Origin of the sequence: Demequina litoralis (genome assembly GCF_030418455.1) — a bacterium.
Classification (GTDB): Bacteria; Actinomycetota; Actinomycetes; order Actinomycetales; family Demequinaceae; genus Demequina; species Demequina litoralis.
Window position 1 is genome coordinate 111,623 of the sequence record NZ_JAUHPW010000008.1, and the last position, 13,369, is coordinate 124,991.

Consider the following 13,369-nt stretch of genomic DNA (forward strand, 5'->3'; position numbering starts at 1 on the left):
GAGTGACGCCATGGCGGCATCCGGACCGCGCCGCAGCGCGGCCTTCTTCGACCTGGACAAGACCATCATCGCGAGGTCCTCGTCCATGGCCTTCTCGCGCTCGTTCTACGAGGGCGGCCTCATCACGCGCACCAAGGCGCTGCGGACCGCGTTCGCGCAGTTCCTGTTCGAGATCGGCGGCGCCGACGAGCGGCAGACCACCCGCCTGCGCGACGCGCTCAGCGAGCTGATCACCGGCTGGGACGTCGCGCACGTCGACGGCATCGTCGCGGAGACGCTGCACGAGCACATCGACCCGATCGTCTACCAGGAGGCGCTCGACCTCATCCGCCGTCACCAGGCCAACGGCCGCGACGTGGTCATCGTGAGCGCCTCCGCGCACCAGGTGGTCGAGCCGATCGCGTCGCTGCTCGGCGCGGACGCCGTCGTCGCCTCACGCATGGAGGTCGAGGACGGGCGCTTCACGGGCGAGATCTCGTTCTACGCCTACGGGCCGGCCAAGGCGGAGGCCATCCGCGCGCTCGCCGAGGAGCGCGGCTACGACCTCGACGCGTGCTACGCCTACTCCGACTCGATCACCGACACCCCCATGCTCGACGAGGTGGGGCACGGCTTCGCGGTCAACCCCGATCGCGCCATGCGCCGGGCGGCACGGCGCCACGGGTGGGGCGTGCTCACGTTCCGCCGCCCGGTGGGCCTGCGGTCGCGGCCGGCCGTGCGCCCCGCGGTGGTCGCCACCGTCGCCGTGGCCGCGGTCGCGGCGGTCTGGATCCTGGCCCTCGCGGCCCGCCGCACGCCCGACGACGCGTAGCCGGACCGCCGTCCCCGCCGTGCGCTAGGGTGACGGGGCCGCCTCGCGCGGCACGCGGAGTCTGAGGGGATCACGCAATGAACAAGGCACTTCTTGCTGCACTCGTGGGGGTGCTGGCGATGGGGCTCGGCATCGGCGCCGGGTGGGCGTGGGACACGATCCGCGGAGACGGCGCGGACGCGCCCACCGCGACCCCCGACGCGTCGGTCGGAGCCGCCCCCGCATCGTCCTGACGGGCCCGTCCCCAGATCGGGCGCTCCGGGCCCCCGAAACCGGGCGAGCCGGGTCGGGACGGACCCCCCGATGACGTATCCTCGCCACAGCCCCCTCGCGTCGCCGGTGGGCTGAGCCCACCCCTTCTCGAGGACGTCCATTGCGCAAGATCCTTCTCGCCCTCGCCGCGATCATGGTCGCGCTCGCCTCGGCCGCCGCCGGCTGGTTCGGGGTGAAGGCCTGGAAGGCGTCGCAGGGCGACGAGACGCCCGCCTCGGCACCGGTCACGAGCCAGGAGACCAGCGGCGAGACCGTGCCGCTGACGTTCCGGCTGTCCGAGGTGGAGGCCTCGGGGGACGACCTCTTCACGCCCCCGGCGTGCGGCGAGACGTGGACCCCGACGTCCGACGAGGCCAACGGCGTGCTGCCCAAGGTCGACGCGTCGCTCCGCCAGGTCGAGGGCGTCGACACGGTCACCGTGGTGCCCGGCTACACGACCTCGACCGCGGGTCTCGGCTTCCTCGCCTCCGAGGGCAGCATCATCGTGACCAGGGACGATGTGGTGGTCACCCCGGATTGGGGCGGCGAGTTCGTGCCGGAGTACTACGTCGCGACGCCGGACGAGACCACGCTGACGCAGAACAACGTCGAGATCACCGGCGCGCTGCTGTGCGACGTGGCCGACGGGCTCAACGAGGTCTGGCAGGGCTTCGACTGGTCGACCGCGACCGACGACGAGATCGCCGCCAAGCAGGCCGAGGCGGCCGCCTTCTACGCCGCGCACGAGCAGCTGCCGGCGGGCACGTACCGCGTCTACCAGTGGTCGCCGATCATCCTGGGCGAGCCCGCCGCGATCGCGCGCGTGCTGTCCGAGGAGGGCATCACCGGGCTCGCGGGCCTGCAGTACAACGCGGGCTTCACGGCGCTGTACGACGACCCGGCGGTCCAGGCGCACTGCACCGACCAGGTCGACGCCGACGGCAACCTCCTCAACCGCAGCTGCGACGTCCCCGAGGACGTGCTCGCGGACGCGCTCGAGCGCGAGGTGCCGGTCGAGTACATCGCCGACGTGCCGCCCGCCGTCGCGTTCTCGCTCGCGGCCGAGTTCACCGTCGAGTAGGCCCGAGCGCCCCCCCACGCAGGTGGGGCGCTGATCCACACACGTGCCCGCATGTGGACGTCAACATGCCCACGCCTCGCACGTTTGCGCTGCTCGTGCGTGGAGAGGCGTTCGCGGGCGGGGCTCAGCCCGACTTGCGGCGGAACTCCGCGTGCGGGTGGGCCGTGCCGTTGCCGTGCAGGTGCGTCGCGGGGCCCTGCGCGGACCCGCGCACTCCCCCGCCCTGGCCGTCGTTGCCGACCGCGGCGGCCATGACCTCCTGCGCGTCGCCGTCCTTCACGGACGCGAGGAAGTCCTGGGCCGAGTCGTCCTTGAGCATCCGCGCGAGCCTCCCGTGATGGAAGATGTGGACCTCGCCGTTGGTGCGGGTCCGGTAGTCGAAACCCTCTGATCCAGTCATCACCCCAGGCTCGCACGGGCGGGCCGGATGCGCGCGCGGAACCGGCGCATCGTCCCACCCGACACGGCCAACCGGTCGAATACCAGGCCGTCTAACAAAGCCTTCACAGGTCCGGGACCTTGGTCCTACTGTGACATCCATGGTCAACGTCGCCCATACACTCGAGAACCTGCACACCGAGACGCGGTCGTTCCGTCCGCACGCCGCGTTCGCCGCGCATGCCAACGCGACCGCGTACGAGTACAAGAAGGCCGGGGTGGACCGGCTGCAGTACTGGCGCGAGGCCGCGCTGCGCCTCGCCTGGAGGACCCCGTTCACGGAGATCCTCGACTGGTCGGACGCGCCCGTCGCCCGCTGGTTCCACGACGGCACGCTCAACGCGTGCGACAACGCGGTCGACCGGCACGTGCGCGAGGGCCGCGGCGACCGCGTCGCGTTCCACTTCGTCGGCGAGCCCGGCGACACCGAGACCCTCACGTACGCGGACATCCACGAGCGCGTGCAGCGGGCCGCGAACGGGCTGGCCGCGCTCGGCGTCGGCAAGGGCGACCGCGTCGCGATCTACCTGCCGCAGATCCCTGAGGCCGTGGTCGCGATGCTCGCGTGCGCACGCGTCGGCGCGATCCACTCCGTCGTGTTCGGCGGATTCTCCGCGGACAGCCTGCGCCAGCGCATCGACGACGCCGAGGCCAAGCTGGTCATCACCGCCGACGGCGGCAACCGCCGCGGCGCCCACCTCGCGCTCAAGCCCCTGGTCGACGAGGCGATCGCCGGACACCCCGAGCAGGGCCCCGCGCCGTCGGTCGAGCACGTCCTCGTGGTCAAGCGCACCGGGCAGGAGACCGCCTGGGTCGAGGGACGCGACGTCTGGTGGCACGATGCGGTGGACCCGCAGCCGGCCTCGCACGAGCCCGTGTGGGTCGAGGCCGAGCACCCGCTGTTCATCCTCTACACGTCGGGCACCACGGGCACCCCCAAGGGCCTGTTCCATACGACGGGCGGCTACCTCACGGGCGCCGCGCACACCCACCGCATCGTCTTCGACCTCAAGGACGACGACGTCTACTGGTGCACCGCGGACGTCGGCTGGATCACCGGGCACTCGTACATCGTGTACGGGCCCATGATCAACGGCGCGACGCAGGTGCTCTACGAGGGCACCCCCAACACCCCGCACGAGGGCCGGTGGTGGGAGATCGTCGAGCAGTTCAAGGTCACCATCCTCTACACCGCGCCCACCGCGATCCGCACCTTCATGAAGTGGGGCGAGGCGATCCCGCAGCAGTACGACCTCAGCTCGCTGCGGCTGCTCGGATCGGTGGGCGAACCCATCAACCCGGAGGCGTGGATGTGGTACCGCCGGGTGATCGGCGGGGACCGCTGCCCCATCGTCGACACGTGGTGGCAGACCGAGACCGGCGCGATCATGATCTCCCCGCTCCCGGGCGTGACGGCGACCAAGCCGGGCTCCGCGATGACGCCCATGCCCGGGGTGTCGATCGACGTGGTGGACGATGCGGGACGCCCCGTCGCGAACGGCGAGGGCGGGTATCTGGTCGTCACCGAGCCGTGGCCGTCGATGCTGCGCGGGATCTGGGGCAACCGTCACCGCTACGTCTCCACGTACTGGAACCACTTCGACGGGATGTACTTCGCGGGCGACGGCGCCAAGAAGGACGTCGACGGCGACCTGTGGCTGCTCGGGCGCGTCGACGACGTCATGAACGTGTCGGGGCACCGGCTCACCACCACCGAGATCGAGCACTCGCTGGTCGCGCACCCGTGGGTGGCCGAGGCCGCCGTGGTGGGTGCGTCGGACGAGGTCACCGGCCAGGCGGTGGTGGCCTTCGTCATCGTGCGCGGGGATGCGCACGGGGTGCCGGAGGACGGCGAGGACGTGGCGGCGGCACTGCGCGAGCACGTGCGTCGGCAGATCGGCTCGCTCGCGAAGCCGCGCACCATCCTCGTGGTGTCCGAGGTGCCCAAGACGCGCTCCGGGAAGATCATGCGCCGCCTGCTGAGGGACGTCGCGGAGAACCGGCCCACCGGGGACGTCACCACCCTCGCGGACCCGAGCGTCATGGAGGCGATCCGGGACGGGCTCGAGGCCGGCCGCTCCGACTGAGGCGGGGTGCGGGTGCGGGCGCGGCGCCGCCGAGGGGTGCCGCTCCCGGCCCCGCGGGCGTACCGTGGCGCGTGGGGAGGTCCCTCATGCGCGGTGCCACTGCTCGGATGCGCGCGGCCGCGGTCGCTGCCGCGGCGATGCTCGCCCTCGCGGGATGCGGGGGCACCTCCGAGGACGCCGGGACCGACGCATCGGCCCCGCCCGCGGACGCAACCGTGGTCGAGGTGAGCGCGGTCGAGTACGGCTACACCGCGACGCCCGCGTCGGTGGATGCGGGCACCATCACGTTCGAGCTCACCAACGACGGCGGCATGTCGCACGACCTCGTGCTCGAGGAGGATCCGGGCGGCTCGACCGCGGTGATCGGCCCCGGCGAGACCGACGCGTTCACGGTCGATCTCGAGCCCGGCACCTACACGCTGTACTGCTCGGTCGGGAACCATCGGGCGCTCGGGATGGAGATGGTGCTCGTCGTCGAGTGAGGGGCGGTGGGCGTGCGGCCGGCGGGGTCGTGGCTCGCGGAGCCGTGGCCGGTCGGTTCGTGGCCGGCGCGGTCGTGGCCGGCGCGGTCGTGGCTCGAGGTGTCGTGGCTCGCGGGGCCGTGGCCGCGGCGACGCGTGACGCCTTCTCGATCCGCTGTTTCAGGAATCCCTTGAACAGCCGGAAGCGAACGGGAGCCGCCACGCGACACGCCAGCCGCCGCCAGCGCCGCCACCGCCGCCGCCGCCGCCGCCGCCGCGGAATCCTAGGACGCCTCCGCCTCCCAACGCGCGCGGCGCTCGGCCTGCTCGACCGGGTCCGGCACGGGCAACGACGCGAGCAGCCTGCGGGTGTACGGGTCCTGGGGGTTCCCGAGCACCTCGGCGCCGGTCCCCTCCTCCACCAGGCGCCCCCGGTGCAGCACCGCGATGCGGTCCGCGAGCATGTCCACCACCGCGAGGTCGTGGCTGATGAACAGCGCCGCGAAGCCGAGCTCGCGGTGGAGCTCGTCGAACAGGTCGAGCACACGCGCCTGGACGGACACGTCGAGCGCGGAGGTGGGCTCGTCGGCGATGAGCAGCTCGGGGTCGAGCGCGAGCGCCCGCGCGAGCGAGGCGCGCTGGCGCTGGCCGCCCGAGAGCTCGTGCGGGAAGCGGTCGCCGTAGGACCGCGGCAGCTGGACCGCCTCGAGCAGCTCGTCGACCCGGCCGCGCGCGTCCTCGGCGGACTCGGCGCGGCCGTGCACCACGAGCGGCTCGGCCACGCACTGGGCGATGGTGAGCAGCGGGTTGAAGCTGGTCGCCGGGTCCTGGAACACGAAGCCCACGCGGCTGCGGATGGGGCGGATGCGACGCTCGCGCGCCCCGTTCATCTCCACCCCGAGCACGGACAGCGAGCCGCCGCTCACGCGGGTGAGGCCCGCCATCGCGCGGCCGATCGTGGTCTTGCCCGAGCCGGACTCGCCCACCAGGCCCAGCACCTCGCCGGGCTTGATGGAGAAGGACACCTCGTCGACCGCGACGAAGTCGGGCTGGCGGAAGCGGCCCGGGTAGACGATGCGCAGGTCCGTCGCGGACACGACGGGCTCCTGCTCGTCCCACCCCTCGGGCCGGCGGGCGGCACGCACCTCGGCGCGGGCCAGGCCCTCGCCGATGCGCGGCACCGCGGCCAGGAGCTGCTGCGTGTAGGCCTCGCGCGGCGACTCGAAGAGCTCCCGCACCGGCGCCTGCTCGACGAGCTCGCCCTGGTACATCACGGCGACGCGGTCCGCGAGGTCCGCCACCACGCCCATGTTGTGGGTGATGAGCACCACCGCGGCGCCGAACTCGTCGCGGCAGCGGCGCAGCAGGTCGAGGATCTCGGCCTGGACGGTGACGTCGAGCGCGGTGGTCGGCTCGTCCGCGACGATGACGCCGGGGTCGAGCGCGAGCGCCTGCGCGATCACGATGCGCTGCTTCTGCCCGCCCGAGAACTGGTGCGGGTAGTGGTCGACGCGGGTCTCTGGGTCGGGGATCCCGACGCGGCGCATGATGTCGATCGCCTGCGCGCGGGCCTCCTTCTTCGACATCCGGCCGTGCGCACGCAGGCCCTCGGCGATCTGCCAGCCCACGGTGAAGACCGGGTTGAGCGCGGTCGACGGCTCCTGGAACACCATCGCGGCATCGCGGCCGCGCACCTGGCGCAGGCGGGAGCCTGACAGCTGCGCGACGTCCGCCTCGCCGCCGTCCTTGTTGCGCAGCACCACGGCGCCGCGCACGGTCGCGGTCTCGGGCAGCAGCCCGAGGATGGACTTGGCGGTCACGGTCTTGCCCGAGCCGGACTCGCCCACGATGGCGAGCACCTCGCCCGGGTGCACCGCGAGGCTCACGCCGTCGACGGCGCGCACCGGGCCCGCATCGGTGGCGAAGGTGACCGCGAGGTCGCGGATCTCGACGAGGTCGCTCACAGCGCCGCCTCCTTGGTCGTCTCGGGGGTGGCTGCCGTCGCCGGGTCCTCGTCGGGGCCCACGTCGACGCCGAGGTCCTCGACGGGCTCGGCTCCCGCGGCCCGCTTGCGCAGGCGCGGGTCGGCGAGGTCGTTGAGGCTCTCGCCCACGAGCGTGAGGCCGAGCACCACGAGCACAATGGCCGTGCCGGGGAACACCGAGGTCCACCAGATCCCGGAGGTGACGTCGGACACGGCCTTGTTGAGGTCGTAGCCCCACTCGGCGGCCGCGGTCGGCTCGATGCCGAAGCCCAGGAAGCCCAGGCCGGCGAGCGTGAGGATCGCCTCCGACGCGTTGAGCGTGAGGATGAGCGGCAGCGTGCGCGTGGAGTTGCGCAGCACGTGGCGGACCATGATGCGCGCGTGGCCCGCGCCGATCACCCGCGCCGACTCGACGAAGGCCTCCGACTTGATGCGGATCACCTCGGCGCGCGTGACGCGCAGGTACTGCGGGATGAAGATCACCGTGATCGACAGCGCGGCGGCGAGGATGCCGCCCCACATGCTCGACTGGCCTCCCGAGATCACGATCGCGAGGACGATCGCGAGCAGCAGCGACGGGAACGCGTAGATCGCGTCCGCGATGACGACGAGCGTGCGGTCCAGCCAGCCGCCGAAGTAGCCGGAGATCAGGCCCAGCGTCACACCGACGAGGATCGACGCGACGACGGCGACGATGATGACGAGCAACGCGGTGCGCGAGCCCCAGATGAGGCGCGACAGCACGTCGTAGCCGCCCTGCGTGGTGCCGAGCCAGTGCTCGGCGGACGGCGGCTGCTGCGCGCCGAACGCCCCGTCGTGCCCGCGTAGCTGCGAGAAGCCGTAGGGGGCGAGCGCGGGCGCGAGGATCGCGGTGAGCACGAAGATCGCCGTGAGCACGAGGCCGGTGACGAGCATGCCGCGCTGGAGGCCCACGCTCTGGCGCAGCTGCGCGAGGACAGGAAGGCGCGTCCAGCGGGACGCGCGGGGGGACGATGCGGTGGCGGCCACGTCAGTACCTCACCCTCGGGTCGATGAGCGCGGCGATGATGTCCACGATGAAGTTCGTGAGGGCGACGATGACCGCGAGCACCGCGACGATGCCCTGGACGGCGACGAAGTCGCGGGCCTGGAGGTACTGCGCGAGCTGGAAGCCCAGCCCCTTCCACTCGAACGTGCTCTCCGTGAGCACCGCGCCCGCGAGCAGCAGGGCGATCTGGAGGCCCACGACGGTGACGATGGGGATGAGCGCCGGCCGGTACGCGTGCTTGCGCAGGAGGCGGCGCTCGGCGACGCCGCGGGAGCGGGCCGCATCGACGTAGCCGGCGCCGAACGTCGAGATGACGTTGGTGCGCACCACGCGGAGGAAGACGCCGGCGGTCAGCATGCCGAGCGCGAGGGCCGGCAGCACCGCGTGTGCGAGCACGTCGCCGATGACGGCCGGATCGCCGGTCTTGAACGCGTCGATGAGGTAGATGCCGGTGGCGCCGTCCTGGCGCGACAGCGTGAGCTCCGTCCGTGTGGACGCGCGCCCGGCGACGGGCAGCACGTCGAGCCACACCGAGAAGACGAGCTTGAGCAGCAGGCCCGCGAAGAAGACGGGGGTCGCGTAGGCGAGGATCGCGCCGACGCGGAAGAGGGCGTCGGGCCAGCGGTCGCGGTGGAAGGCGGCGAGGCGGCCCAGCGGGATGCCGACGAGGAACGCGACGATGAGCGCGTAGAACGCGAGCTCGAGGGTGGCGGCGCCGAAGGTGACGATGACCTCGGTCACGGGGCGGCGGTCGGACAGCGTCGTGCCGAAGTCGCCGGTGAGGATGCCGCCGAGGTAGTCGAGGTACTGCACGAGGATCGGGCGGTCGTAACCGGCCTCGTGGATCCGCTCGGCGAGCTGGTCCGCCGGGAGGCGGCCGCCCTGCGCGGCGGTGATGGGGTCGCCCGTCGCCCTCATGAGCACGAACACCGTGGTCACGAGGATGAACACGGTGGGGATGATGAGGAGGGCGCGCACCGCGATGTAGCGGCCGAGGGAGCCCCCGGGCTTCTTGGCCCAGGCGCGCGGTGCGCCCGCCCGGGTCGTCGGGGCTTCCGACGTGGTGGTCATGCGTGGTCCTGACTGGCCGCTCGCGGCCGTGGTGAAGCAAGACGCAGACGGGCGTGGGGGGCCCGCAGGCCCCCCACGCCGTCTGGATCAGCCCTTCGAGAGGGCGGCGTAGCGGAACTTGAACGAGGCGTCGAGGGTGTCCTCGGCGCCCGACACGTCCGTGCCGGTCACCGCGACCTGGGCGCCCTGCAGCAGCGGCAGGGTCGACAGGTCGGCGGCCACGGTGTCCTGGATGTCCTCGATGAGGCCGGCGCGGGCGTCCGCGTCGGTCTCGGTGGCCTGCGCGAGGATCAGCTCGTCGACGGCCGGGTTCGAGTAGTGGTTGCCCAGGAAGTTCTCCGTGAGGAAGAACGGCGTGAGGTAGTTGTCGGCGTCCGAGTAGTCCGGGAACCAGCCGAGCTGGTAGGCCGGGTACACGTCCGAGGTGCGGTCCTTCGCGTACTGGACCCACTCGGTCGACTGGAGGTCGACGGTGAACAGGCCGCTGGCCTCGAGCTGGTCCTTGACGAGCGCGTACTCGTCGGCCGAGCCCGAGCCGTAGTGGTCGGGGTTGTACTGCAGGCTCAGCTCGACCGGGGTCGAGACGCCGGCCTCCTCGAGCGTCGCGGCCGCCTTGTCGACGTCCGGGGCACCCGCGCCGTCGCCGTAGAGCTCCTTGAGGGACTCGGTCGCGCCGGTCAGGCCCGCCGGGACGTAGGAGTACAGCGGGGTGAAGGTGCCGCGGTAGACCTGCTCCGAGATCTCGGCACGGTCGACGATGTCCGCGACGGCCTGGCGCACGGCCAGGGACTTCGCGGCGTCGGCCTCGGCGGTGGTGGCGCCGTAGGGCATCGTGTCGAAGTTGAACACGATGTAGCGGATCTCGCCGCCGGGGCCGTCGATGACGTTGACGTTCTCGTCCTCGCGGAGGTCCGCGATGTCGGTGGCCGACAGCGAGCGGAACGCGACGTCGATGTTGCCCTGCTGGACGTCGAGCTTGAGGTTCGACTCCTCGGCGTAGTACTTCACGTCGACGTACTGCGTCTTGGCCGCGCCGAGCAGACCCATGTAGTCCGCGTTCGCCTCGTAGCTGACGAGGTTGTTCTGGTCGTAGTCGGTGATGACGTACTGACCGGCGAAGGCGTTGCCCGCGACGATGTCGGCGTCGGGCGTGAGCGCGTCGGCGGCGAAGACGTCCTCGTCGACGATCGGGCCCGCGGGGCTCGACAGGATCTGCGGGAAGACCTGGTCGTTCTCCGACTTGAGGTGGAAGACCACGGTGACGTCGTCCACGGCCTCGACGCTGTCGAGGTTGTAGAGCAGCGAGCCGGGGCCGTTGCCGTCGTCGGCGCCGGACTCGAAGATCGCCATCATGCGATCGAACGTGAACTTCACGTCCGAGGAGGTCAGGTCGTTGCCGTTGGCGAAGGTGAGGCCCGGCTTGAGGACCACGGTGTACTCGGTCGGCGCGGTGAACTCCGCGGACTCCGCGATGTCGGGCTCGACGTCCGGGCTGCCGTACGGCGTGTTGACGAGGAACGGGAAGACCTGGTTCATCACCGCGAACGAGCCGTTGTCGTACGAGCCGGCCGGGTCGATCGTGGTGATCTTGTCCGTGGTGCCGACGATGATCGACTCGCTCATCGACGAGCCGCCGTCGGCGCTCGCGCTGGAGTCCGACTCGGAGTCGCCGCCCGAGCACGCGGCGAGCGTGAGCGCGGAGGCCGCGATGCCGGCCGCGAGGGCCGTGCGACGGAGGTTGGACGGGTACGGCATAGGTACTTCCTTCCTAGGGTCCATCGGCGCCGCGAGAGGACGCGGCGACCGTGGGATGAATTCCTAGCACGCAGTGCCACACGCGGAGCCGGATGCCGGGCTTTGTTTACACCCCTGCAACATTTGGCCATCGGCATCCCGCATGGCGTGACCGAATCGTTACGGTCGGCCGGCACCCCTTCCCACATCGTGAGACGGCCGCGCGCGCATCGTGGCAGGAAGCCTCGCGACCCCGGACAAGTCGCCCAGTGCAGGCCCTCGGGGCGTCCGAGAGGCGAGACGCGCCGGCCACCGCCCCGCTCCCGGGAGCGCCCCCGGGAGCGCCCGCCGACCCACCCGTCTGTGACCGCTCCCAAACGACGTACGCCCAGCGAAACGATGGAGCCGCTCCCAATTAGAGAAAAAGTCGTGAAGACGGCCAAAATCCGCGCGAATCTCGTTGCCGGAGCCCCGTCGTGCCCCTACACTGAAGTCCGGCGACGGGCCGGATCACCGCCCCTCTCGCCGAAGACGTCCCCGGGAGCGGACGGCCGCGGTGCCCCCCAGCGCAGCCGTCCCCCCGGGGCACCTTCGTCTTCAGGCCCGCGAGGGCCCCGAACCGCCGCCGCCGCCCTGGTCTCCGGCGCCATCCGCCGCCCCGTCGGACCCGGGTCCGTCCAGGTCGACGCCCGCCGTCGCATCGTCCACCGCGGCGCGCGCCCAGGCGAGGTCCTCGTCCGCCGCCTCGCCCAGCGGCGCCGGGCGCTCGGGCGGGTCGCGGCGCTCGAGCGACAGGTCGTGCCAGCGTTCCAGGCCGGCCACCACGCCGAGGACAGCGACGGCGACGCACGCCCCCGCGAGCACGTCGGTGAGGAAGTGGTAGCCCAGGTAGAGGCGGCTCGCCCCGACGAGCACGATCACCGCGAGCGAGGCGATGGTCCACCCCGCGAGCGCCCACGACGCCTCGGCGTCCTCGTGCCACAGCAGGTAGCCGACCACCAGCACGAGCGTGGTGGCGCCGATGGTGTGACCCGACGGGAACGAGCCCGACGTCTCGGCACCGGGGATGCTCATGAGGTCCGCCGCGGGGCGCGTCCGGCCCACCGCGAGCTTGAGCGTGACGGACAGCACGGTCGACAGCACCATCGCGCCGACCAGCAGCGCAGGCTCCCACCACGACCGCGTGACCCGCCACCACAGCAGCGCGATCACGGCGACCACGATCGGCAGGAACACGGGCCCGAACAGGTTCGTCACGCCCGTGAGGAACGTGGTGAGGCCCTCGGTGCGGCCGCCCGCGAGCCACTCCAGCAGCGGCTCGTCCAGGCGCCACAGGTCCTCGCGCTCGGTCACCCAGTCGAGCACCACGGAGAAGCCGACGGCCCCGAGCGCGACCAGGATCACCGCCGGCCACAGGGCCAGGGCGACGTCGCTCGCGCGCATCCGGTGGGTCATGCGGACCACCCTAGGCACGGAGCCGCGCCGGGACGATGCGGCGCGCGCCGCCCGCGCGGAAGCGTCCGCGACCCTCGGACGATGCGCCCGGCCCGGCGCGTCCGCCGGCTCAGCCCGCGGAACGCTCGCGCGCCACCATCGCCTCCTCGAGCGTCGGCGTGACCGGCTCGAGGGCCGCCGCGAGGCCGCCGAGCGCGGCCCGCACGTGGTCCTCGTCGGCATCGACCGCGCGCACGTGGGTGCCGGCGAGCATCACCAGGACCCCCGCATCGTCGAGCGCGGCGAAGGCATCCTGCCACCGGTCGGTGCGGACCGCGAGCGCGGTGGTGCCGCCCACGATGTCCGCGAGCTGACCGGACGCCACCGCGACGCCCTGCGACATCAGCACGAGCCGGTCGCACTGCTCGGCCTCCTGCATGTAGTGCGTCGTGACCAGCACGCCTACCCCCGCGTCCGCGCTCTCGTGGACCGTGTCCCACAGGCGCGCGCGGGACAGCGGGTCCACGCCCGACGTGGGCTCGTCGAGCACGAGCAGCTCGGGGCCGTGGCCGAGCGCCGCGGCGAAGGCGAGCTGGCGCTGGCGGCCGAGGCCGATGCCCCCGACGAGGCGGGCGCGGGATCCGGCCAGGGCCTCGGGCACCGCGGTGGCGCGGGACGCGAACGCCTCGTCCACGAAGGCGAGGTTCTCCGCGACCGTGAGGTCGTCCCATAGGCCCAGGCCCTGCGGCACGTAGCCGAGCCGCGCGCGGCCCTCGCGCGACGGCGCGCTCCCGAACAGCGCGAGGTCGCCGTCGGTGGGCGGCAGCAGGCCGAGGATCATGCGGATCAGCGTGGTCTTGCCGGCGCCGTTGGCGCCGAGCAGGCCCACGATCTCCCCCGGGCCGACGGTGAGCGACACGTCGTCGACCGCCGTGAAGTCGCCGAAGCGGCGGGTGACACCGCTCGCGCTGATGAGAGGCTCGGCCACG

12 protein-coding genes are annotated in these 13,369 nt (G+C 72.3%); 5 read left to right on the forward strand and 7 right to left on the reverse strand.

Features of this window, described 5'->3' with window-relative positions:
- Window positions 1-10: 10 nt before the first annotated feature.
- The 3 genes from QQX09_RS11025 (at window position 11) to QQX09_RS11035 (ending at window position 2,144) form a co-directional block, all read left to right on the forward strand.
- Window positions 11-811 carry an HAD family hydrolase gene (locus tag QQX09_RS11025; RefSeq protein WP_301134630.1) on the forward strand — a complete coding sequence of 267 codons (801 nt, stop codon included), beginning with the start codon at window positions 11-13 and terminating at the stop codon, window positions 809-811.
- A 77-nt stretch (window positions 812-888) separates the two neighbouring features.
- Complete coding sequence (locus QQX09_RS11030) at window positions 889-1,044, forward strand: hypothetical protein (protein WP_301134633.1); 156 nt, start codon at window positions 889-891, stop codon at window positions 1,042-1,044.
- Window positions 1,045-1,184: 140 nt separating this feature from the next.
- Window positions 1,185-2,144, forward strand: a complete 960-nt coding sequence (locus QQX09_RS11035; protein ID WP_301134635.1) for a hypothetical protein — start codon at window positions 1,185-1,187, stop codon at window positions 2,142-2,144.
- Window positions 2,145-2,268: 124 nt separating this feature from the next.
- On the opposite strand, the gene QQX09_RS11040 is transcribed toward QQX09_RS11035, so the two are convergent.
- Window positions 2,269-2,544 carry a hypothetical protein gene (locus QQX09_RS11040; RefSeq protein ID WP_301134638.1) on the reverse strand — a complete coding sequence of 92 codons (276 nt, stop codon included), beginning with the start codon at window positions 2,542-2,544 and terminating at the stop codon, window positions 2,269-2,271.
- Between the two features lie 139 nt (window positions 2,545-2,683).
- Here QQX09_RS11040 and acs point away from each other — a divergent pair, with 139 nt between their 5' ends.
- Both acs and QQX09_RS11050 read left to right on the forward strand, forming a co-directional pair.
- A complete protein-coding gene (gene acs, locus QQX09_RS11045; protein ID WP_301134640.1) occupies window positions 2,684-4,669 on the forward strand; it encodes an acetate--CoA ligase in 1,986 nt (661 codons plus the stop codon).
- Between the two features lie 86 nt (window positions 4,670-4,755).
- Complete coding sequence (locus QQX09_RS11050) at window positions 4,756-5,151, forward strand: plastocyanin/azurin family copper-binding protein (protein ID WP_301134642.1); 396 nt, start codon at window positions 4,756-4,758, stop codon at window positions 5,149-5,151.
- Window positions 5,152-5,414: 263 nt separating this feature from the next.
- On the opposite strand, the gene QQX09_RS11055 is transcribed toward QQX09_RS11050, so the two are convergent.
- The 6 genes from QQX09_RS11055 to QQX09_RS11080 form a co-directional block, all read right to left on the reverse strand.
- A complete protein-coding gene (locus tag QQX09_RS11055; RefSeq protein ID WP_301134643.1) occupies window positions 5,415-7,094 on the reverse strand; it encodes a dipeptide ABC transporter ATP-binding protein in 1,680 nt (559 codons plus the stop codon).
- Complete coding sequence (locus QQX09_RS11060) at window positions 7,091-8,122, reverse strand: ABC transporter permease (RefSeq protein ID WP_301134645.1); 1,032 nt, start codon at window positions 8,120-8,122, stop codon at window positions 7,091-7,093. The genes QQX09_RS11055 and QQX09_RS11060 overlap by 4 nt, the downstream gene beginning before the upstream one ends.
- Before the next feature lies 1 nt (window position 8,123).
- Window positions 8,124-9,212 (reverse strand): ABC transporter permease, encoded by a 1,089-nt coding sequence (locus tag QQX09_RS11065; protein ID WP_301134648.1) that lies wholly within the window; start codon window positions 9,210-9,212, stop codon window positions 8,124-8,126.
- An 87-nt stretch (window positions 9,213-9,299) separates the two neighbouring features.
- Entirely contained in the window at window positions 9,300-10,967 is a 1,668-nt protein-coding gene (locus tag QQX09_RS11070) for an ABC transporter substrate-binding protein (protein ID WP_301134650.1), read from the reverse strand.
- A 576-nt stretch (window positions 10,968-11,543) separates the two neighbouring features.
- Window positions 11,544-12,401 (reverse strand): phosphatase PAP2 family protein, encoded by an 858-nt coding sequence (locus QQX09_RS11075; RefSeq protein WP_301134652.1) that lies wholly within the window; start codon window positions 12,399-12,401, stop codon window positions 11,544-11,546.
- Window positions 12,402-12,510: 109 nt separating this feature from the next.
- The gene (locus QQX09_RS11080) at window positions 12,511-13,368 is read right to left on the reverse strand and encodes an ABC transporter ATP-binding protein (protein ID WP_301134654.1); all 858 of its coding nucleotides are present in this window, start codon (window positions 13,366-13,368) and stop codon (window positions 12,511-12,513) included.
- Window position 13,369: the final 1 nt, after the last annotated feature.

Bases quoted from the DNA above. Each gene is read 5' to 3' on its own strand.
- QQX09_RS11025 (WP_301134630.1), top strand. From the start codon at position 11: ATGGCGGCATCCGGACCGCGCCGCAGCGCGGCCTTCTTCGACCTGGAC.
- QQX09_RS11030 (WP_301134633.1), top strand. From the start codon at position 889: ATGAACAAGGCACTTCTTGCTGCACTCGTGGGGGTGCTGGCGATGGGG.
- QQX09_RS11040 (WP_301134638.1), bottom strand. From the start codon at position 2,544: ATGACTGGATCAGAGGGTTTCGACTACCGGACCCGCACCAACGGCGAG.
- acs (WP_301134640.1), top strand. From the start codon at position 2,684: ATGGTCAACGTCGCCCATACACTCGAGAACCTGCACACCGAGACGCGG.
- QQX09_RS11050 (WP_301134642.1), top strand. From the start codon at position 4,756: ATGCGCGGTGCCACTGCTCGGATGCGCGCGGCCGCGGTCGCTGCCGCG.
- QQX09_RS11065 (WP_301134648.1), bottom strand. From the start codon at position 9,212: ATGACCACCACGTCGGAAGCCCCGACGACCCGGGCGGGCGCACCGCGC.
- QQX09_RS11070 (WP_301134650.1), bottom strand. From the start codon at position 10,967: ATGCCGTACCCGTCCAACCTCCGTCGCACGGCCCTCGCGGCCGGCATC.
- QQX09_RS11075 (WP_301134652.1), bottom strand. From the start codon at position 12,401: ATGACCCACCGGATGCGCGCGAGCGACGTCGCCCTGGCCCTGTGGCCG.